At 74.2% G+C, this 19,065-nt stretch carries 22 protein-coding genes and 2 pseudogenes; 14 read left to right on the forward strand and 10 right to left on the reverse strand.

Translation table 11 applies throughout. The features are described 5' to 3' along the window. Positions 1-24: 24 nt before the first annotated feature. Both rpsR and rplI read left to right on the forward strand, forming a co-directional pair. On the forward strand, positions 25-261 hold the full coding sequence (rpsR, locus tag RNC47_RS17400; RefSeq protein WP_003978893.1) for a 30S ribosomal protein S18: 237 nt from the start codon (positions 25-27) through the stop codon (positions 259-261). Positions 262-282: 21 nt separating this feature from the next. Then, entirely contained in the window at positions 283-732 is a 450-nt protein-coding gene (gene rplI / locus RNC47_RS17405; RefSeq protein WP_311599838.1) for a 50S ribosomal protein L9, read from the forward strand. A gap of 72 nt (positions 733-804) precedes the next feature. Here the strand turns inward: rplI and RNC47_RS17410 are convergent, their stop codons facing one another. Further along, complete coding sequence (locus RNC47_RS17410; RefSeq protein ID WP_311599839.1) at positions 805-2,136, reverse strand: MATE family efflux transporter; 1,332 nt, start codon at positions 2,134-2,136, stop codon at positions 805-807. A 447-nt stretch (positions 2,137-2,583) separates the two neighbouring features. Between RNC47_RS17410 and dnaB the strand changes: the two genes are divergently transcribed. The 3 genes and pseudogenes from dnaB to RNC47_RS17425 all read left to right on the forward strand — a co-directional run bounded on the left by dnaB (position 2,584) and on the right by RNC47_RS17425 (position 5,125). Continuing rightward, positions 2,584-4,014, forward strand: coding sequence for a replicative DNA helicase (gene dnaB, locus RNC47_RS17415; protein WP_311599934.1), 1,431 nt, complete (start codon positions 2,584-2,586; stop codon positions 4,012-4,014). A gap of 31 nt (positions 4,015-4,045) precedes the next feature. Beyond that, a pseudogene (locus RNC47_RS17420) lies at positions 4,046-4,457 on the forward strand (alpha/beta fold hydrolase). Positions 4,458-4,606: 149 nt separating this feature from the next. Further along, a complete protein-coding gene (locus RNC47_RS17425) occupies positions 4,607-5,125 on the forward strand; it encodes a GNAT family N-acetyltransferase (RefSeq protein WP_311599841.1) in 519 nt (172 codons plus the stop codon). On the opposite strand, the gene pdxR is transcribed toward RNC47_RS17425, so the two are convergent. Beyond that, a complete protein-coding gene (pdxR, locus tag RNC47_RS17430) occupies positions 5,112-6,611 on the reverse strand; it encodes a MocR-like pyridoxine biosynthesis transcription factor PdxR (protein WP_311599842.1) in 1,500 nt (499 codons plus the stop codon). The genes RNC47_RS17425 and pdxR overlap by 14 nt on opposite strands. A 28-nt stretch (positions 6,612-6,639) precedes the next feature. Here pdxR and RNC47_RS17435 point away from each other — a divergent pair, with 28 nt between their 5' ends. The 4 genes from RNC47_RS17435 to RNC47_RS17450 are packed head-to-tail and all read left to right on the forward strand — an operon-like array spanning position 6,640 to position 9,707. Further along, positions 6,640-7,470: a methyltransferase domain-containing protein gene (locus RNC47_RS17435; protein ID WP_311599843.1), complete on the forward strand. Its 831-nt coding sequence runs from the start codon at positions 6,640-6,642 to the stop codon at positions 7,468-7,470. A gap of 34 nt (positions 7,471-7,504) precedes the next feature. Then, the gene (locus RNC47_RS17440; RefSeq protein ID WP_311599844.1) at positions 7,505-8,572 is read left to right on the forward strand and encodes a MerR family transcriptional regulator; all 1,068 of its coding nucleotides are present in this window, start codon (positions 7,505-7,507) and stop codon (positions 8,570-8,572) included. 1 nt (position 8,573) lies between these two features. Beyond that, positions 8,574-9,221, forward strand: coding sequence for a hypothetical protein (locus RNC47_RS17445; protein WP_311599845.1), 648 nt, complete (start codon positions 8,574-8,576; stop codon positions 9,219-9,221). 9 nt (positions 9,222-9,230) lie between these two features. Beyond that, positions 9,231-9,707: a MarR family winged helix-turn-helix transcriptional regulator gene (locus tag RNC47_RS17450; protein WP_311599846.1), complete on the forward strand. Its 477-nt coding sequence runs from the start codon at positions 9,231-9,233 to the stop codon at positions 9,705-9,707. On the opposite strand, the pseudogene RNC47_RS17455 reads toward RNC47_RS17450, so the two are convergent. Beyond that, positions 9,655-10,576, reverse strand: a pseudogene (locus RNC47_RS17455) (helix-turn-helix transcriptional regulator). The gene RNC47_RS17450 and the pseudogene RNC47_RS17455 sit on opposite strands and share 53 nt — an antisense overlap. 104 nt (positions 10,577-10,680) lie before the next feature. On the opposite strand from RNC47_RS17455, the gene RNC47_RS17460 reads away from it, so the two are divergent. From RNC47_RS17460 to RNC47_RS17470, 3 genes are read left to right on the forward strand one after another with little or no spacing between them, the layout of a single operon-like run. After that, the gene (locus RNC47_RS17460) at positions 10,681-11,292 is read left to right on the forward strand and encodes a short chain dehydrogenase (protein WP_311599936.1); all 612 of its coding nucleotides are present in this window, start codon (positions 10,681-10,683) and stop codon (positions 11,290-11,292) included. 59 nt (positions 11,293-11,351) lie between these two features. After that, positions 11,352-11,864 carry a hypothetical protein gene (locus tag RNC47_RS17465; RefSeq protein WP_311599848.1) on the forward strand — a complete coding sequence of 171 codons (513 nt, stop codon included), beginning with the start codon at positions 11,352-11,354 and terminating at the stop codon, positions 11,862-11,864. Further along, complete coding sequence (locus RNC47_RS17470) at positions 11,861-12,751, forward strand: phosphotransferase family protein (protein ID WP_311599849.1); 891 nt, start codon at positions 11,861-11,863, stop codon at positions 12,749-12,751. Before RNC47_RS17465 ends, RNC47_RS17470 begins: the two co-directional genes overlap by 4 nt. On the opposite strand, the gene RNC47_RS17475 is transcribed toward RNC47_RS17470, so the two are convergent. Next, a complete protein-coding gene (locus tag RNC47_RS17475) occupies positions 12,712-13,134 on the reverse strand; it encodes a VOC family protein (RefSeq protein WP_311599850.1) in 423 nt (140 codons plus the stop codon). The genes RNC47_RS17470 and RNC47_RS17475 overlap by 40 nt on opposite strands. 26 nt (positions 13,135-13,160) lie before the next feature. Between RNC47_RS17475 and RNC47_RS17480 the strand changes: the two genes are divergently transcribed. Next, on the forward strand, positions 13,161-13,877 hold the full coding sequence (locus tag RNC47_RS17480) for a helix-turn-helix domain-containing protein (RefSeq protein ID WP_311599851.1): 717 nt from the start codon (positions 13,161-13,163) through the stop codon (positions 13,875-13,877). Here RNC47_RS17480 and RNC47_RS17485 read toward each other — a convergent pair. The 3 genes from RNC47_RS17485 to RNC47_RS17495 all read right to left on the reverse strand — a co-directional run bounded on the left by RNC47_RS17485 (position 13,867) and on the right by RNC47_RS17495 (position 15,730). Then, entirely contained in the window at positions 13,867-14,259 is a 393-nt protein-coding gene (locus RNC47_RS17485) for a VOC family protein (RefSeq protein ID WP_311599852.1), read from the reverse strand. The two genes, RNC47_RS17480 and RNC47_RS17485, sit on opposite strands and share 11 nt — an antisense overlap. 283 nt (positions 14,260-14,542) lie before the next feature. Next, complete coding sequence (locus RNC47_RS17490) at positions 14,543-15,211, reverse strand: restriction endonuclease (RefSeq protein WP_311599853.1); 669 nt, start codon at positions 15,209-15,211, stop codon at positions 14,543-14,545. Positions 15,212-15,343: 132 nt separating this feature from the next. Further along, entirely contained in the window at positions 15,344-15,730 is a 387-nt protein-coding gene (locus RNC47_RS17495; RefSeq protein ID WP_311599854.1) for a cupin domain-containing protein, read from the reverse strand. An 89-nt stretch (positions 15,731-15,819) separates the two neighbouring features. On the opposite strand from RNC47_RS17495, the gene RNC47_RS17500 reads away from it, so the two are divergent. Next, positions 15,820-16,296, forward strand: coding sequence for a MarR family winged helix-turn-helix transcriptional regulator (locus tag RNC47_RS17500; protein ID WP_311599855.1), 477 nt, complete (start codon positions 15,820-15,822; stop codon positions 16,294-16,296). 9 nt (positions 16,297-16,305) lie between these two features. Here the strand turns inward: RNC47_RS17500 and RNC47_RS17505 are convergent, their stop codons facing one another. From RNC47_RS17505 to RNC47_RS17515, 3 genes are read right to left on the reverse strand one after another with little or no spacing between them, the layout of a single operon-like run. Further along, the gene (locus RNC47_RS17505) at positions 16,306-17,184 is read right to left on the reverse strand and encodes a GNAT family N-acetyltransferase (RefSeq protein ID WP_311599857.1); all 879 of its coding nucleotides are present in this window, start codon (positions 17,182-17,184) and stop codon (positions 16,306-16,308) included. Next, positions 17,181-17,741, reverse strand: coding sequence for a DUF2269 domain-containing protein (locus tag RNC47_RS17510; protein WP_311599859.1), 561 nt, complete (start codon positions 17,739-17,741; stop codon positions 17,181-17,183). Before RNC47_RS17510 ends, RNC47_RS17505 begins: the two co-directional genes overlap by 4 nt. Positions 17,742-17,799: 58 nt before the next feature. After that, positions 17,800-18,981, reverse strand: coding sequence for an MFS transporter (locus RNC47_RS17515; protein ID WP_311599938.1), 1,182 nt, complete (start codon positions 18,979-18,981; stop codon positions 17,800-17,802). Between the last annotated feature and the right edge of the window lie 84 nt (positions 18,982-19,065).

Below are 19,065 nucleotides of genomic sequence, written 5' to 3' on the forward strand. Positions count from 1 at the left end.
TTCTGAACTCACCGGAGAAGCACCATGGCGAAGCCGCCCGCGCGCAAGCCCAAGAAGAAGGTCTGCGTGTTCTGCAAGGAGAAGATCTCCTACGTCGACTACAAGGACACGAACCTGCTGCGGAAGTTCATCTCCGACCGCGGCAAGATCCGTGCCCGCCGGGTCACCGGCAACTGCACCCAGCACCAGCGTGACGTCGCCACGGCCGTGAAGAACAGCCGTGAGATGGCGCTGCTGCCCTACACCTCGACCGCGCGCTAAGGGAAGGGTGGTTCACAACCCATGAGGATCATCCTGACCAGTGAGGTCGCCGGCCTGGGAACGGCCGGGGACGTCGTCGAGGTGAAGGACGGGTACGCCCGTAACTACCTGCTGCCCCGCGGTGCCGCGATCCGCTGGACCAAGGGCGGCCAGCAGGACGTCGAGCAGATCCGTCGCGGTCGCAAGATCCGCGAGATCGCCTCGATCGAGCAGGCCAACGACGTGAAGGCCCAGATCGAGGGCGTCACCGTGCGGCTGAAGGTCCGCGCCGGCACGGGCGGTCGCCTGTTCGGCTCCGTCACCCCGGCCGACATCGTCGCCGCGGTGAAGGCCGCCGGCGGTCCCGACGTGGACAAGCGGCGGATCGAGCTCCGCACCCCGATCAAGAGCCTGGGCGCGCACCGGGTCACCGTCCGGCTGCACCCGGAGGTCGCGGCCAACGTGGGCCTCCAGGTCGAAGCCGCCAAGTAGGGGCTGACATCGGCGAACGGCCGCGCCCCGCGTTCAGCGGGGCGCGGCCGTCGGCGTGCCGGAAGACAGGCCCTAAGCGCGGACGGCGCCGGTGACGGCCCAGCGTCCCGTCCAGGTCCGCAGCAGCAGGGTGACCAGGCGGGTGCCCATCATCAGCCCGGCCAGCGCCCACCACAGCGCGGTGAGGCCGCCGCCGAGCCCGGGCAGCAGCAGCGCGATCGGCGTGAAGACGGCCAGGGTCAGCAGCATGGCCCCGGCCAGGAAGGGCCCGTCGCCGGCGCCCATCAGCACCCCGTCGAGCACGAAGACCACGCCGGCGATCGGCTGGGTGACGGCGACCACCAGGAGCACCGGCAGCAGCCGCTCGTGCACGGCCTCGTCGCCGGTGAAGAGCCGGGGCAGCAGCGGGCTGGCGGCGGCGAGCAGCAGGCCGATGGCCACTCCGGAGACGGTGCCCCACCAGATCATCCGGCGGCAGGCCGAGCGGGCGCCCGCGGCGTCGTCGGCGCCGAGGTAGCGGCCGATGATGGCCTGTCCCGCGATGGCGATGGCGTCCAGGGCGAGGGCCAGCAGGGTCCAGACGGTCAGGGTTATCTGGTGGGCGGCGACGTCGACGTCGCCGAGCCTGGTCGCGACGGCGGTGGCGATCAGCAGCACGCCGCGCAGCGAGAGGGTGCGGATCAGCAGGGGCACCCCGGCGCGGGCGCTGGCGAGGATCCCGGCGGCGGTGGGGCGCAGGCTGGCGCCGTGCGCGCGGGCGCCGCGCAGCACCACGCGGAGGTAGGCGGCGGCCATGCCGAACTGGGCGAGCACGGTGCCCCAGGCGGAGCCGGCGACGCCCAGGTCCAGGCCGTAGATCAGCACGGCGTTGAGGGCGATGTTGACGCCGAAGCCGGCGATGGCCACGTAGAGCGGGGTCCTGGTGTCCTGGAGGCCGCGGAGCACTCCGGTGGCGGCGAGGACGATCAGCATGGCGGGCAGGCCGAGCGCGCTGATCCGCAGGTAGGTGACGGCGTGCGGGGCGGCGGTGGGTGAGGCGCCGAAGGCGTCCACCACGGCGGGGGCGGTGGGCAGCACGACGGCGACCAGGCAGAGGCCGAGGATGAGCGCCAGCCAGATGCCGTCCATGCCCTGGCGGATCGCGGCCGACAGGTCCCGGGCGCCGACGCTGCGGGCCACGGCGGCGGTGGTGGCGTAGGCGAGGAAGACGAAGACGTTGACGGCGGTGGACAGCAGTGCGGCGGCGATGCCGAGGCCGGCGAGCTGGGCGGTGCCGAGGTGGCCGACCATGGCGCTGTCGGTCATCAGGAAGAGGGGTTCCGCGACCAGGGAGCCGAAGGCGGGCAGGGCGAGGGCGAGGATCTCGCGGTCGTGTCGGCGGGCGCTCGATGCGGTGGGTGGCATGGCCAGATCCAAACATCCACAGGTAATGGACACAAGTGGCAGGGAATCCTTACCCTGCGACCTCGGTCGACGGTCGGTCACCGCCCGCAGCCGTGATCAGGGTGACGGTCCTGAAGTTTTTCCCATGCACAGGCGGTGGACGAGGAAACCGCACGTCAGAGCGGGGAAAAGTGGATCTTCGGCGAGTTGTTCACAGCGTCGTCCACCGTCCTCCACCGGGTTGTCCACAGCTTTCGGGACGTTGTCCACAGGGTCTGATCTGAAATCCACATAGCCTGTGGATAACTTGGTTGGTCCTCCCCTCCGCTGGGCTTACCGTAGGTCCCCCGCCGGGCGATGCCGAGTGTCAGAGCTGTGGCGTAGGAAGAGAAGCGACACACGGCGGCGGGCCGGGAGGAGGCGGGGACGGTGGCCGATCTCGAGCACGCGGGCCCCATGTGGGACGGGATGGAGACGGCGGCGGGTCCTGCCCAGGTCTCCCGCCCACGGAACAGCGCGGAGGATGGCCGCCCCGACCAGGACCCGGGGCCCGGCGCCGACGAGCGCGCCGCCTTCGAGCGGGTGCCGCCCCAGGACGTGACGGCCGAGCAGTCGGTGCTCGGCGGCATGCTGCTCTCCAAGGACGCCATCGCCGACGTCGTCGAGGTGCTGCGCGGCGGCGACTTCTACAAGCCGGCCCACGAGACCATCTACACCGCGATCCTCGACCTCTACGCGAAGGGCGAGCCGGCCGACCCCATCACCGTCTCCGCCGAGCTGACCAAGCGCGGCGAGCTCGCCAGGGTCGGCGGCGCCGGCTACGTGCACTCCCTGGTCCACACCGTCCCGACCGCGGCCAACGCCCAGTACTACGCGGAGATCGTGCACGACCGCGCGGTGCTGCGCCGCCTGGTCCAGGCCGGCACCCGCATCACCCAGATGGGATACGCGGCCGACGGCGACGTCGACGACATCGTCAACTCCGCCCAGGCCGAGGTCTACGCGGTCACCGAGCAGCGCACCTCGGAGGACTACCTCCCGCTCGGCGAGATCATGGAGGGCGCCCTCGACGAGATCGAGGCCATCAGCAACCGCAGCGGCGAGATGACGGGCGTCCCCACGGGCTTCACCGATCTCGACGCGCTCACCAACGGCCTCCACCCCGGCCAGATGATCGTGATCGCGGCCAGGCCGGCGATGGGCAAGTCGACGCTCGCGCTGGACTTCGCGCGGGCCTGTTCCATCAAGCACAAGCTGCCCAGTGTGATCTTCTCGCTCGAGATGGGGCGGAACGAGATCGCGATGCGGTTGCTGTCGGCGGAGGCGCGGGTGGCGCTGCACCACATGCGGTCCGGCAGCATGACCGACGAGGACTGGAACCGGCTCGCCCGGCAGATGGCCGAGGTCAACGAGGCGCCGTTGTACATCGACGACTCGCCGAACCTGTCGATGATGGAGATCCGGGCCAAGTGCCGGCGGTTGAAGCAGCGCAACGACCTGCGGCTCATCGTCATCGACTACCTCCAGCTGATGCAGTCGGGCGGCAGTCGCCGCGCGGAGAGCCGGCAGCAGGAGGTCTCCGAGATGTCCAGGAATCTCAAGCTGCTGGCCAAGGAGCTCGAGGTGCCGGTGATCGCGCTCTCCCAGCTCAACCGCGGTCCCGAGCAGCGTACGGACAAGAAGCCGATGGTTTCCGACCTTCGCGAAAGTGGATCGATCGAGCAGGATGCGGACATGGTCATCCTGTTGCACCGCGAGGACGCCTACGAGAAGGAGTCGCCGCGTGCGGGTGAGGCCGATCTGATCGTCGCGAAGCACAGGAACGGGCCGACGGCCACGATCACGGTGGCCTTCCAGGGCCACTACTCCCGCTTCGTCAACATGGAGGGCGGCTTCTGAGGCCGTCCCGGTGGGCCCGCATACTGGCGGCATGCGGTCGACGAGCCCGCCCGAGCCGAAGCGCGCGGCCCTGACGGTGGCCGGGCGGCGGCTGTCGTTTCTCGACTTCGGTGGGCCGGGGCGTCCGCTGCTGGCCCTGCACGGGCACTTCGGGGAGGGCCGCACGTTCACGCGCCTGGCGCGGGAGCTGGGCGACTCCTGGCGGGTCGTCGCCCCCGACCAGCGGGGGCACGGGCATGGTTGTCTCCCAACGGGAGCTCAACGGGGACCACTGGGCGGACTGGCTGGCGAGTGACTGTCCCGCCCTGCTGGTCAGGGGCGGTCTCAGCGCGGTCCTCGGCGCCGGGCACCCCGCTCGTCGAACTCCGGCCGGGCACACCGTGCACGAGACCGTGCCCGCCGAGTTCGCCTCGGCCGTCCGGGGTTTCCTCGACTCGCTCTGAGGTATCGTCGTACCGCGCGTGCGGTGCGCGCCCACGGACCAGGGAGGTTGATGAATATGGCCGTCGCCGGCCCTCGTCAACGTGCCCTTGTCCGGGCCGTGCGGCGATAGCGCGCGGTCCGGTCGTTCATCGGACGACCAGGAGTGATCATGTCTTCCTCCGCTTCACCATCCCCCGCCCCGCTGACCAGTGAGCGCCTGCTGTTGCGGCCCTGGACCCCGGCGGAGGTCGCCGCGGTCCTCGGCGAGGGCGTGCGGCCCGCGCGGTGGGCGGCCGACTTCCCCGCCGAGGGGGATCGCGTCATCGCGGGGCTGCTCGACCAACAGCCGGCCTGGCTCGGCGAGTACGGCCACCGGCTGATCGTCGAGCGCGCCAGTGGTCTCGTGGTGGGCTCGATCGGCCTGTTCTGGCCGCCGCGCGACGGCGTCGTCGAGATCGGCTACGGCGTGGTGCCGTCCCGCCGCGGTCGGGGCTACGCCGCAGAGGCGACCAGGGTGTTGGCCGGGTTCGCGCTCGCCGTGCCCGGGGTGCACACCGTGGTCGCCGACGTGGAGCCGTCGAACTCGGCGTCCGTCCGCGTCGTCGAGAAGGCCGGCTTCGAGCGCTTCGAGCCGGCCGCCGCCGACACCGAGGGGAACGTGGTCCGGTTCCGGCTCACGTCGCGCTGACGACGGCGGCCAGCGCGGCCACGCCCTCGCGGATGGCGTCGGGGGGTGTGGCCGCGTAGCCGAGGATCAGGCCCGGCGGGTGGGGGAGCCTGCGGTGCCAGCTGAGGGGGTGGAGCTTGACGCCGCGGGCGAGGGCCGCGGCGGCCAGGGCGGTGTCGTCCAGGGCCGGGTCCTCGAAAGTGGCCATCAGGTGGAGCCCGGCGGCCGGGCCGTGCAGCGTGGCGTGCGGGAGGTGGCGGGTGAGCGCGTCGATCATGGCGTCCCGGCGGCGTCGGTGGCGGGCGCGGGCGAGCCGCAGTTGGCGTTCCAGTTCGCCGGACTCCATCAGCCTGGCGAGCACCAGCTGGGGCAGGGCCGCGTTGCCGAGGTCGGCCAGGCGCTTGGCGGCGATCAGGGCGTCGTGGTGTTCGGGGGGTGGCACCAACCAGCCGATGCGGAGCGCCGGGGCGAGGAGTTTGGAGGCGCTGCCGCAGTAGGCGACGCGGTCGGCGAGCAGCGAGCGGAGCGCGGCGACCGGGGGGCGGTCGTAGCGGTGCTCGGAGTCGTAGTCGTCCTCGATGATGAGGCCGTCGTGCTCGGTGGCCCAGCGCAGCAGTTCGCGGCGGCGGGCGCCGTCGAGGACGACGCCGGTGGGGAACTGGTGGGCGGGGGTGAGGAGTACAGCGCCGGCGCCGGTGGCGCGCAGGGCGTCGACACGGGCGCCGGCCGGGTCGACGGGGATGGGTGGGACGTCGAGCCCGGCGGCCGCCAGTTGTTGGCGGGCGCCGAGTGAGCCGGGGTCCTCCACGGCCACCGCGGTGACGCCGGCGGCGGTCAGCACCTGGCCGAGGAGGGCGAGGGTCTGCGCGGTGCCCGAGGTGATCAGCACCTCGTCCGGGGTGACGCGGAGGCCCCGGTTGCGGGCCAGCCAGTCGGCGACGGCGGCGCGCAGCGCCGGGGTGCCGCGCGGGTCGCCGTAGCCGAGGCCGGTGGCGGGGAGGTCACGGAGCAGTTCGCGTTCGGCGCGCAGCCAGGCGGCGCGGGGGAAGGCGGCGAGGTCGGGGGTGCCAGGGGTGAGGTCGACGCGGGCGGGGGCGGCGCGCAGCGCGTCGAAGACACCCTGGTCCGGGGGGTGGGTGAAGAGGTCGGTGGGGGCGGGCGCGGGTGGTGGCGCGGGGGTGCTGGCCGGTCGGGTGGGCGGGGGCAGCGGGGCGGCGACGACGGTGGTGCCGTTGCGGCGGTGGCCCTCGGCGTGCCCGTCCTCGGTCAGGCGCCGGTAGGCCTCGGTGACGACGCCGCGGGAGACGCCGAGTTCGGCGGCGAGCACGCGGGTGGGGGGCAGTCGGCTGCCGACCGGGAGGCGGCCGTCGGCGACGGCGTGCCTGAGCTGGCGGGCCAGCCAGTCGGCGCGGCCGCCGGGCGGGGCCTGGGCGATGTCGAGTTGCAGGAAGTCGGAGGCGCCGGCCGCTTTGGCCTGATGGGATCGAGCGGCATTGGACCTGTGCACCGGACCATAGTGGCAGCAGGCTTGCCGCATGGACTCGTTGATCGGCTATGTACACGGCTACTCGGAGCGCGAGGCGCGCAGGCTCGGCGACCAGGCGGACACGTTGGCGGAGCTGTTGCACGCCGGCACGGCCTACCCGGTGGGCAGTCGGGTGCTGGAGGCGGGCTGCGGCGTGGGGGCGCAGACGGTGCACCTGGTGGCGAACAGCCCCGGGGCGCGGTGGGTGGCGCTCGACCGCTCGGCCGAGTCGTTGGCCACGGCCCGGGCGCGGGTCGCGGCGGTGGCGCCGGCGGCCGAGGTGCGCTGGTGTCATGCGGACGTCTACGAACTGCCTTTCCGAGACGCCGAGTTCGACCATGTCTTCGTCTGCTTCCTGCTGGAGCACCTGTCCAACCGGGAGCGGGCGCTGGTCGAGCTGCGCCGGGTGTTGCGTCCCGGCGGCACGCTGACGGTGATCGAGGGGGACCACGGCACGGCGTTCTTCCATCCGGACAGCCCGTACGCCAGGGCGGTGATCGACTGCCAGGCCAGGCTCCAGGAGGTGGCCGGCGGCGACGCGCACACCGGGCGGGCGGTGGGGCCGCTGCTGCGCGGGGCGGGCTTCGGCGACGTGTCGGTCGAGGTGCGGACGGTCTACGCGGACGCCGCCAGGCCGGACCTGAGGGGGGACTTCGTGCTCGACACCTTCGCCGCGATGGTCGGCGGGGTGCGCGAGCAGGCGCTGGAGGCCGGCTTGATGACGCCGGCCGACTGGGACCGTGGGATGGCCGACCTGCGCCGGGCGGCCGGCGGGGACGGGACGTTCCACTACGCCTTCTTCAAGGGGGTCGGCGTCCGGCCGGCCCTTGAGGTGGCTTGACCTTCAGGTTGGACGAAGCTCCAGAATCGCGGCCATGGAACGCGAGACGGACCAACCGGCCGAGATGAGCATCGGCGCCTTCGCCCGGCGCGTCGGCGTGGCGCCCAGCGCGCTGCGCTTCTACGACGACTGCGGGCTGCTGCGCCCGGACCGGGTGGACGCGGTCACCGGCTACCGCTACTACGCGCCCGAGCAGGAGGCGCGCGCGGTGGCGGTGCGGCGGCTGCGGGACGCCGGGCTGCCGCTGGTGGACGTGGCGGTGGTGCTCGACGGTTCGGCCGAGGAGGCGCGGGCGGTGCTCACCGCCCATCTGCGCCGTACCTCCGAGCTGGCCGCGGCGACCAGGTCGGCCGTCGAGGAGGTGCTGCGGGGCCTGCCGTCAGCGGGCCGGCGGACGGTGGCGCGGCTGGGCGGCGCGGAGCTGGCCAGCGCGGTGCGGCAGGTGGCGCCGGCGGCGGCCGCGGCGGGGCCGCCGGCGCTCGCCGGGGTGCTGGTCGAGCTGGGCGGCGGGGAGGTGCGGCTGGTGGCCAGCGACCGCTACCGGCTCGCGCTGCGGGTGCTGCGGCCCGTCGCGCTCGACGGCGACGGGCGCCGGCTGCTGGTGGCGGCGGCCGCGCTGCGGGAGGCGGCGGCCTGGGCGCTGCCGGAGCCCGAGGTCGAGGTGGTGGCCGACGGCGCGGGTGCCAGGCTGCGCGCCGGGGCGCGTGAGCGGGAGCTGCCGGTGGTCGACGAGGAGTTCCCCGACTACCGGGAGATGCTGGCGGCCTTGGACGCCCCGCGTGGCCGGGTGATCGTGGACCGTCGCGCGCTGCGGGACGCGGTGCCGGCCGAGGGGCCCGTCGTCCTGCGGACGGCGCGGGACGGCGCGATCACGGTCGGCGGGACGGCGGCCGGTGGGACGGCGTTGCGGGGCGTCGTGTCGGGGGCGCCGCCGTCGCGGGTCGCCTTCGATCCCGCGGTGCTGCTGCCCGCGCTGGAGGCCAGCGTGGGGCCCGACGTGCTGCTCGAACTGGCCTCCGACGCGGCCCCCGTGGTCGTCAGGTCGGCGGACCAGGGCAGCTTCACCACCCTGGTGATGCCGGTGCGCGTGGCGGAGGGCTGAGATGGACCCGCACAACGAGGTGGTCGGGCTGTGCGTGGCCGGCATGGCGGCGGAGGCCGAGGGGGAGCGGGACCGGGCGCGCGAGCTGTTCGAACGCGCCTGGGCGGCGGCCGGCGACGACTACGAGCGGTGCGTCGCGGCGCACTACGTCGCCCGGCACCAGGACACCCCGGAGGAGACCCTGCGCTGGAACGAGGAGTGCCTGCGCCTCGCGGACGCGGTGGGGGACGAGCGGGTGGCGGGCTTCTACGCCTCGCTGCACCTCAACATCGCGCGGGCGCACCGGACCTCGGGGCGCGCCGAGCCGGCGCGTGAGCACTTCGCGCTCGCGGCGCTCCACGTCGACGCGTTGCCGGAGGGGCAGTACCGGGAGTGGATCCGGTTCGCCGTCGCCCGCGGGCTCGGCGCCCAGGCGGCCGGCGCCGGGTTCGTGGAGCTCGACGCGCTGGTCGAACGGTGGCGTGAACGAGGTGAGTTGACGGCGCTGGCGCTGGTGCTGCCGGTGCGTCTCGGCGACCTCGGCACCCCGGAGGACGGCGAACGGCTGGTCACGGCGCTGCGCATGCTGCACGCTTCCGGCTGGCTGCCGGAGGCGGAGCGGGCCGAGCTGGGGCGGGTGATCGGTTCGCTCGCCGGCCGGGCGCGTTAGGGTCGTGCCATGGCGACGGCGGACGGCGAGCGCGGCGGCATCTCCCAGGTGCCTGTTCGGCTGCGCGAGAAGGCGAGCTGGCTCATCACCCACGCCGCGACGCCGGCCGGGCGGCTGTCGTCCGAGGCGTTCGCCGGCGTCGGCGCCCGCCGCTACCACTATCCGCTGCTCGCCGCGCTCGCCGAGTTCGGCCCGGCGAGCCAGGCGGCGCTCGGCCGGCGCTGCGGCATCGACCGCAGCGACGTGGTCGCCGCGCTCAACGAACTGGCGGCGGCCGGGCAGGTGGTGCGCAGCCCCGACCCGGCCGACCGGCGGCGCAACGTGATCACCCTGACGCCCGAGGGCGAGCGGCAGTTGGAGCGCGCCGACAAGGCGCTGGCCGCCGCCCAGGACGCGCTGCTCGCGCCGCTGTCGGCGGGCGAGCGCGCCGAGCTCATCCGACTGCTGGCCCGGGTCCTGGACCACTGGACGGTCGACCCGCGATGACGCCGGGGACGCTGGGGACGAGCCGGGTCAGCGCGGCGGCCGAGGGGCTGCCGGGCTCGGCCGCGTAGAGCGCCAGCCGCTGCGCGCTGCCGTCACCGAGGTCGAGCAGCTGGTGGGTGAGGGTGAGCGGGCCCACGCGCGGGTGGCGGTAGCGGCGGGCGTGCGAGGGGCAGGCGGCCACCGGGTGCGCGCGCCAGAGGTCGGCGAACTCCGGGCTGCGCTCGACGAGTTCGGCGATCAGCATGGCCAACGCGCGGTCGCCGGGGCGTCGGCCGACGACGATCCGCAGGTCGGCGACGGTGTCCCGGCACTTGGCCGGCCACTCCTCCCCGAACAGGCGGCGCGTGGCCGGGTCGAGGAAGACCAGGCGGGCGGCGTTGGGCGGCTCCTCGAAGGGCAGGTGGCCGGCGAACAGCGCGTGGGCGCCGGCGTTCCACGCCAGGATGTCGACGCGTGCGCCGAGCACCAGGGCCGGGGTGGCGCCCAGCGAGTCCAGCAGCGTGCGCACCCCCGGGCGCGGTGACTCGGCCGACGTGGGTGACGCGGCGTCGGCGCGGGCCGGGCGCACCAGGGCGCGCAGGTGGGAGCGCTCGGCCGCGTCGAGCCGCAGCACCCGGGCCACCGCGTCGAGCACGGCGTCCGAGACGTGCGGGATCTGGCCCTGTTCGTGGGGGTACCTCCCAGGCCCCCAGGGCCTGGGGGAGGGTGTAGTAGCCGGGGCTGATGCCGGCGAGCTGGGCCAGCTCCTCGCGGCGCAGCCCTGGCACGCGGCGCCGGCGGCCGCCGTGGTCGGGCAGCCCGGCGTCGGCGGGCCGCAGCCGGGCGCGGCGCGAGCGGAGGAAGGGGCCGAGGTCGGGATGGGGCCGCATGGTCTCCCAGGCTACGCGCGGCGATCCTGCACCTGGTGGGGATAGTCACGGCGGTGGGCTGGTCGGCGCCGGGCGGCCGGGCGAGGGTGGGGCGCATGAGGAAGCTGAGGATCCTGGTGATCGGTGCCGGCGGCACCATCGGACGCGCGGTGGTGGCGGAGCTGACGGGGGCGGGCCACGAGGTGGTGCGCGCCTCCCGAAGCGCGCCGCCCGAGACGCGCGTCGACATCGCCGACCCCGACTCGGTGGCCGCGCTGCTCGACCGGGTCGGCGAGCTCGACGCGGTGGTGTGCTGCGCGGCCAGCGGGGCGCTGGTGCGGCTCGACGAGGGCGAGGACGCGGAGTATCTGACCGGCCTCGACGGCAAGCTGCTCGGCCAGGTGCGACTCGTGCGGCGGGCGCTCCCCCGGCTGCGCGACGGCGGGTCCATCACGCTGACCAGCGGCGCCTTCGCCGAGCCGACGCCCGGTGGTTCGTTCGCCGCCCTGGTCAACGCCGGCCTTGAGGCGTTTGTCGCGGCCACCGCCGTCGAGCCGCTGCGTGGGGCGCGGATCAACGCCGTCAGCCCCGGGTGGGTGAGTGAGACGCTGGAGGCGCTCGGCATGGACCCGTCGGCCGGCACGCCGGCACGGGAGGTGGCGCGGGCCTACCTGACGGCCGTGACCGGGGGCGACCGGGGGCGGGTTCTGCGGGTCGGCCCCGACGGGACGCGCTGACCGCCTCCCCGACGAGGCGCGGGGGCCGGTTTCCGGCCGGGGTCCGTACACTCCCGGCCATGGCGATTCTGAAGGCGACCATGCGGCAGCAGGTCGCGGAGGCGATAGCGCGGGTCAACCCGGCCGACCGGCCGCTGGTCACCGTCCACGGCGTCACCGGGCCGAGCCCGTATCTGATGAGCGGTCTCGGCCTGATCGGGCAGCTGTTCATCGACTACTACTTCGTGACCATCACGGAGCGGGCCGTGGTCTTCCACCGGGCGAGCCGGGCGAGCAACCGGCCCAAGGAGCTGGCGTTCGTGGTCGACCGGGCCGAGGCGGCCAGGCGGGTCAGCGACGGGCAGCGCGGCTCGCTCTGGAGCTCGTTCCGCTTCCACCTGCCGGGTAAGGAGAAGCCGACCAGGATCAACGTGGGCCGGCAGTGGCGGGCCGAGCTCGACCAGTTCATGCCGCTGCTGCTCGGCGGGCCCATGACCGCGCCGCCGCCCGCGCCACCGGCCGCCGGTCCGTACCCGCCGGGGCCCTATCCGGCCGCTCCGCCCGGCGGTCAGCCGGGACCGTACCCGAGGTGACGGGCCCGGAGCCGGGCGCGCTCGCCGCCGTCGCCAGACGGCACGGCGTCGCGCCGGACGAGGTTCGGCCCGCGCCGCGCCAAGGCGTGGCCTCGCACGTCCACCTGCTGGGCGACGGGCTGGTCCTCAAGGTCGCCCGCGCCGGGGACCCGGCTCTCGCGGCCGACCTGCGCAAGGAGGCCGTCGTCGTCCCGCACGCCACGCGCCTGGGTGTGCGTGCCCCGGAGATCGTGGAGTTCGACGGCGTGGGGGAGATGTTCGGCAGCCCCTACCTGGTCCAGCGCCGCGCGCCGGGCGTCGCGCCGCCCGGCGACGAGCCGGGCGCGGACGCGTACCGGGAACTCGGCCGGCAGCTCGCCCTGTTGCACGCCGCGCCGCCGACGCCGTTGGCCGGCGTGACGGAGGATCGCGCGGGCGACGCCAGACCCGGCATCGAGGCGCTGGCCGCCGGTGGATACCTCAGTGCCCCGCTCGCCCGCTGGCTGACCGGTTGGCTCGACGAGCTCGCCGCCCACGCCCCGGCCGAGCCGCCGCTCGTCCTGGTGCACGGCGACGTCTCGGCCGGCAACCTCCTCGTCGACCCCGCCACCGGCGCCCTCACCGCACTGATCGACTGGGGCGACGCGGCCCACGCCGACCCGGCCGTCGAGTTCGCCAAGGTGCCGCCGCGCGCGGTCCGTTCGGTGCTCGCCGGCTACGCGCCGGGCGAGGAGGACGCGTGGTGGCCGAGAATCCTGTGGCACCACGTCGCCTGGGCCGTCTTCCGCCTGCCCACCGGACCCGAGCCGGCGTCGGCCACGCACTGGAGCGCCCAACCCGCCAACCGGCTGCTCGAACTGCTACGCCACTACGTCGACTTCGGCGGCTTCGGGGACTCCGCGGGCTGAACGAGGTCCCAGCGGTTGCCGTACCGGTCGACGAAGACCGCGACCCGGCCGTAGGGCGCCGTCCACGGCTGCTTCTCGATCGTCACCCCGGCCGCCGTGAACCGCGTGAAGTCGGCGTCGAAGTCGTCGGTGTAGAGGAAGAAGCCGACCCGGCCGCCGGTCTGGTCGCCGATCCGGCTGCGCTGGTGGTCCGTGACCGCCCTGGCCAGCAGCAGCCCGGTCTGCGCGTCGGGACCCGGGGCGACCACCACCCAGCGCTTGCCGGGGTAGTCGTCCGGCAGCGGCGTGTCCTCGCGCAGTTCGAAGCCGAGCGGACCCGTGTAGTACGCGATGGCCTCGTCGTAGTCCGGGACGACGAGGGCCAGCAGCCCCAGATGCCTCATCGGGGCAGCATGTCATCCTGGGTGACATGGCCGAAGGCGGGTACCGGGAGCGGCCGGCGTCGCGGGACGCCGGACTCCCGGGTGCCGTGGTGTGGGAGAAGACGGCGGTCGCGGACCGCGTCGGCCGGGTGCTGCCCGACGGCTGCATGGACCTGATCTGGGATGGCGAACGGCTGCTGGTGGCCGGCCCCGACACCCGGGCGCACCTGGTGGCCGGGGTGGCCGGCGCGCGGTACACGGGGCTGCGGTTCGCGCCGGGCTTCGGGCCGCTGGTCTACGGCCTGCCGGCGGACGAGCTGACGGATCGGCGGGTGGGCCTGGACGAGGTGTGGCCCGGCCGGCTGGTGCGCGAGCTGACGGAGCGGGTGGCCGGCGCGGCCAGGACCGGGGCGGCCCTGGAGGCGGTGGCCGCCGGTCGGCTGGCCGCCGCGCCGCCGGGTCCGGAGCCCGAGCCGTGGCGGGCCCGGGCGGTGGCGGCGCTGGCCGCCGGCCGCGGGGTGGCCGGGACCGCGCGGGAACTCGGGCTGAGCGAGCGGCAGCTGCGCCGCCGCAGCCTGGCCGCCTTCGGCTACGGTCCCAAGACGCTGGCGCGGGTGCTGCGGCTGGGGCGGGCCCTGCGGTTGACCGACGCCGGCACCCCGCCGGCCGAGGCGGCGGCGCTGGCCGGCTACGCCGACCAGGCCCATCTGGCGCGTGAGGTGCGGGAGCTGGCGGGGGTGCCGCTGACGCGGCTCAGGGGGTGAGGGGCGCGAAGAGGTCGACGCCGTTGCCGTCCGGGTCGAGGACGATGGCGTAGCGCTGGCCCCAGAACGCGTCCCACGGCTCCTTCTCGCCGACGTACCCGGCGGCGGTGAGCTCCGCGTAGACGGCGTCCACGTCCGCCGGGTCGTCGCAGCGGAAGGCGAGCCCGAGGCGACCGCCGGTCCCGGGGGTCCACTCCGGGTGGAAGCCCTTGATCGTCGCCACGGTGTCCCAGGCGACGCGCAGGCCGCCGGGCAGCGCGGCCTCCACGTGCGGCTGGCTCTCCGCCCCCTCGGGGATGTCGAGGCCGAGCCGCCGGTAGAAGGCGAGCGAGGCCGCCATGTCGTCGGTGACGAGGCCGATGAGGTCGAATCGTGCTGTCATGTGGCCGAGGCTAGGCCGGGCGGCCGGGGCGGTCTTGAAGGAATCGGACGCGGGTGACCGTGGGAACGTGTTTTCGACGATGCGGTTATCCACAGGTTCGTGTCCCGTTTGACCTGGGACGTCGCCCGGCCTGTGGATAACCCCGGGCCTGTGGATAACGTGACCGACATCGTGTCGGTCTGTGGATAACCCGCCTGTGGACGACTCCGGACTACACTGCGGCACGGCCCGAAGCCGCAACTGGTGCTTGCGACTTCGGGCCTTTCGCGCCGCGCGCCCCGGATCAGCCCAGGTCGGGTCGCCAGCTCCGGCTCGTCTGCAATCGCTGCAGGTCATCGCGGATTTCGAGCAGTCGCTGCCGGTGCTCGCCCGACGTCTCGATGAGGTGGTTGAGCAGCGGCGTGACGGCGGTCCTGATCACCTGCCGCACCGACTCCTCGGCCACCGCGACCATCCGCTCGTCGACCAGCCGCTGGACGTGCCGCTCCAGCTCGTGCAGGGCCCGCAGCGGAAAGTTATCCACAGGCTCGGCGGCCGCCGAGAGACGGGCCTCGGCCTCCGTGTCGAGGAGGTAGGACCGCACCTGACGTGCGATGACGCTGTCCCGCAGCAGCATCCCGACGTTCAGCACCGCCCGCCGGGGGTAGAGGGTGAGGCCTCGTCCTGGCGTTCTAATGGACAGGTTGTCCCTTAGGAAATCGTGGAGCTCCGCCCCCCGTAGCGTGCGGAGCCCGCTGTCCTCCAGCTCCGGTCGGTGGCGCACGACGATCTTCCGGACGACCTCGACGCTGACCTCGTAGTACGCCGCCACCATCCGCGTCGTCACGTGCAGCCCGTCCGGCAGCGTGCGGAGCGTCTTGACCTTGTCGAGGGCGTCGACCCGGTCGATCACGCGGCTGCGCAGCTGTCGCGAGTCGAGCAGCTCGCTCTCGTGGGTGTGGGTGTTCCTCATCGTCTTCCTTCCCGAGCCGGTGGCTCGACGGATGACGTAGTGTCTCTACGCCATCCGGGTTAACGAGGAGGATCCTGCGAAGATGCGGGCGAGGTGCGCGCATGCGTCCGAAGCGGGGGAAGTCGCCCGAACTCACTCCGCCCAGGGGATCGTTCTGATCTCGCCGGTCTCGGTCACGGTGGCCCGGCCGCCGGCCGTCATGCAGACCAGTGCCTCGACGGCTTCGCCGCCCGCGGTGGACACCTGGCGCGGCTCGCCCGCCGGCAGGACGGCGGCCTGGCCTGGGCCGACGTGCCAGGGTTCGGCGGTGCCGTCGCCCGAGGTGACGGCGAGGGTGCCGGTCAGCGGCAGCCAGACCTGCTCGCGGTCCACGGAGTGCCAGGGGCCGCGGGCGCCGGGCGCCATCCGCACCCGCCAGGCGCTGAGTTCGCGGGAGCCGCGGCGGGGCGTGGCGAGGCTGGTCATCTCGGCGTTCGGGGTGGCGACGGTGTCGTGCTCGGTGGGCGTGTGCACGCGCATGGGTGGGCTCCTCCGGTTCGTGGCTGTGTAAAGCGGCTTTACTCGTGCTCTCGGCGGTGAGTAAAGCAGCTTTACACGCGTGTGTCACCATGGACCCCGTGTCAGAACCCCCGCCGCCACCCAGGACCGAGCTGACCTTCCTCCTCGGCATGGGCTTCCAACTCCTCCTCGCCGAGTTCGAGTCCCGCCTCGCCGAGCAGGGCTACGGCGACCTGCGGCCCATCCACGGCCTCACCTTCCAGGCGCTGGGCCCGGCCGGCGCGACGAGCAGCGAGCTCGCGGCGCGGCTCGGCGTCACCAGGCAGGCGGCCGGGCAGATCGTCGACGACCTGGAGCGGCGCGGCTATGTGCGGCGCGAGCCGCATCCCGCCGGTGGGCGGCGCAGGCTGGTGGTGCTCACCGAGGCCGCGCACCGCCATCTCGCCGTCGCCGGCCGGGCGTTGCACGGTCTCGAGGCGGAGCTCGGGGAGCGGCTCGACGTGGGCGTGCTCCGCGCCGAGCTCGAACGACTGCTGGTGGCGTTGGCGGACGGGCGACCGCTGCCGCCGCTGCGTCCCGTCTGGTAGCCGGGGGCCCTAGCCCAGGGCGACCGAGTAGGGCGCGAAGCGGCGGGTGATGTCGCCCGGGATGTCGGGGGCGCCGAGCACCATCAGGGCGCAGGGGCGGTCGCCGGTGAGGCCGTTGGCGCGGAGCCAGCGGTCGAGTTCGGGGTGGCGGGCGTCCACGTCGTAGCGGATGGTGCGCGGGGCCTCGGTGCCGAGGCGGGCGATCAGGGCCTGGGCGGTGGCGGTGTCCTCCGCGACGACCGGGCCGATGACGATGCTGGACGGGTTGGGCCAGGCGGCGGCGAAGCCGGTGAGGTGCCCGGTGGCGGCGTCCTCGGCGACCAGGAAGCGGTCGGCGAAGGCCGGGAGCCTGGTCAGCAGCGCGGTGCGGTCGGTGCCGAAGACCGGGCGGTCGTAGGCCAGCACCGCCGGCAGGTCGGCGGCCGTCGCCGGCCGCACGGTGGTCGCCGGCCTGGCCGGTGGCGGCACGGCGCCGGTGAAGGTGCCGCGGACGGTGGTGAGCTGGCCGACCGTCTTGAAGCCCAGCTGCTCGTAGAGCGGCCGGCCCTGGTCGGTGGCGCTGAGGAACACGGCGGCCGGTCCGCACTCGGTCAGCGCGTGCCGCATCAGGTGGCGGGCGATGCCGCGGCGGGCGTACCGCTCGGCGACCAGCACCATGCTCAGGCACCGGTGGCGGTCCCCGTAGGCGGTGACGACGACGGTGGCGATCAGTCCGCCCACCGGATCGCCGGCCGGGGCGTCGATGCCGTAGCCCTGCCCGGCGGTGAGCAGCAGCCGCCACTTGTGCTCCTCGCGGGTCCAGTCCCGGCTGTCCGCCAGGTCGAGGCAGGCGGTGAGGTCGGCCGGGCCGAGGCGGCGGACCGGCGGGAGGTCGTTCGGCAGCGTCACGACCTCAGGGATACCGGGGTGCGGGGCGTGGCGCGAGCGGTTTTCGACGTGCGGACGCCGCGGGCGGCGCGAGCGGCCCGGCCGCGTCGGGTGCGTCCCCATGGCTTGAGGACGGATATCGCGGTCATGAAGAGGTAGAGGCCGAGCGAGACGACGGGCGGCGCGACGAGGCTCGCCGGGTCGGACACCGGGTGCCCGGCGGCGACCTCGGCGGCCGCGTCGTCGATTCCGGCCCGGAACAGGAACAGCGAGGCGAGGCCGGCGCCCAGCGTGAGCCAGAACTTGACGTAGACCCACCAGTAGCGGGCCAGCCCCCACGGGGTGCCGAGCGACAGCACCAGGCCGGAGGCGAAGGTGGTCAGCGCGAGCGGGGCGATCAGCCAGTCGCCGAAGATCTTCATGGCGCGGTAGGCGGCCTCGGCCGTGGCGGCCGAGTCGGTGGTGGCGCCGGCGATGCCGAGCACCAGCAGGCAGAGGGTGAGGCCCAGCCAGCCGACGGACACGACGACATGTCCGACGAGGAGGGCCCGGCGCACCGGACGACGTAGCTCTCTCATGCCGCCACGGTCCCGCGCGAACCCGTCGCGACGCGTCTGACGGGGGGAGTATCCGCGGCTACTCGCCCTTGAGTACGGGCGGGGCCGCTCGGCCCGCCGGCCGGGAGCCCGCGGTGTCCGCCGCCGGCACCCGCCCGAGCGCGGTCACCACGAGGGCGCCGAGCGCCAGCGCGCCGCCCAGCCACAGCACCGACCGGGTGCCGAAGCCGTCGACCAGCCGGCCGCCCGCGAAAGCACCCAGGGCGATGGCCCCGTTGAACACGGCCACGAACAGGGAGGTCGCGCCCTCCCTGGCCTTCGGGGCGGCCAGGGCCAGCCAGGTCTGGGTGCTCACCGACACGCCGCCGTAGGCCAGGCCCCAGACGACCAGCAGGACCGCCGCCCCCGACATGGACAGCCCGAGCACCGGCACCAGCGGCAGGGAGGCGGCAAGCGCGACGCCGATCACCAGCACGGCGCCGCGCACCGACCGGCCCACCCGGGCGCCGACCACGAAGTTGCCCACGATGCCGGCCACTCCGTAGGCCAGCAGGAGGGTGCCGATCATCGACGCCCCGACGCCCGAGACGTCCTCCAGGATCGGCCGCACATAGGTGTACGCGGCGAAGTGGCCGGTCACCAGCAGGGCCACCACCGCGAGCCCGGTGGCCACCCGCGGGTTGCCGAGCAGCCGCAGCACCCCGCCGAGCGCGACCGCCTCCTCGGCGGGCAGCGGCGGCAGCACCACGGCCATGGCCACGGCCACGAACAGGGCAAGACCGCCGACGGCGAGGAACGCCTCGCGCCAGCCGGCCAGTTCACCGAGGTAGGCGCCGGCCGGTACGCCCACCACCGAGGCGACGGCGATACCGCTGAAGATCAGGGAGGTGGCCGCGCCGACGGACGTGGCCGGCACCAGCCGTACCCCGAGGCCGCCGGCGAGCGACCAGACGCCGCCAAGGCCGACGCCGACCAGCACGCGGGCCACCATCATGACCGTGAAGTTCGGCGACCAGGCGGACAGCGCGTTGGCCGCCGCCAGGAGCACCAGCAGGGAACAGAGGACGACGCGCCGGTCGATCCGGCCCACCGCGGCGGTGACCAGCGGCGCGGAGAACGCGCCGATCAGCCCGGTGACGGTGAGCGTCAGCCCGGCCGTGCCCTCGCTCACGCCCAGGGAGCCGCTGAGGGGCGTGAGCAGGCCCACCGGCAGCATCTCGGAGGTGACCACGGTGAAGGTGCCGGCCGCCACGGTCAGCACGGCGGGCCACCCGCCGCTGGGGAATCCACTTGCCATGGCTTCAGCCAAGCCGGGGGCCGGGCGGGGGAACAAGCGCGGAGTTCT

The sequence above is a fragment of the Streptomyces millisiae genome, assembly GCF_031845425.1.
GTDB classification, from domain to species: Bacteria; Actinomycetota; Actinomycetes; order Streptomycetales; family Streptomycetaceae; genus Streptomyces; species Streptomyces millisiae.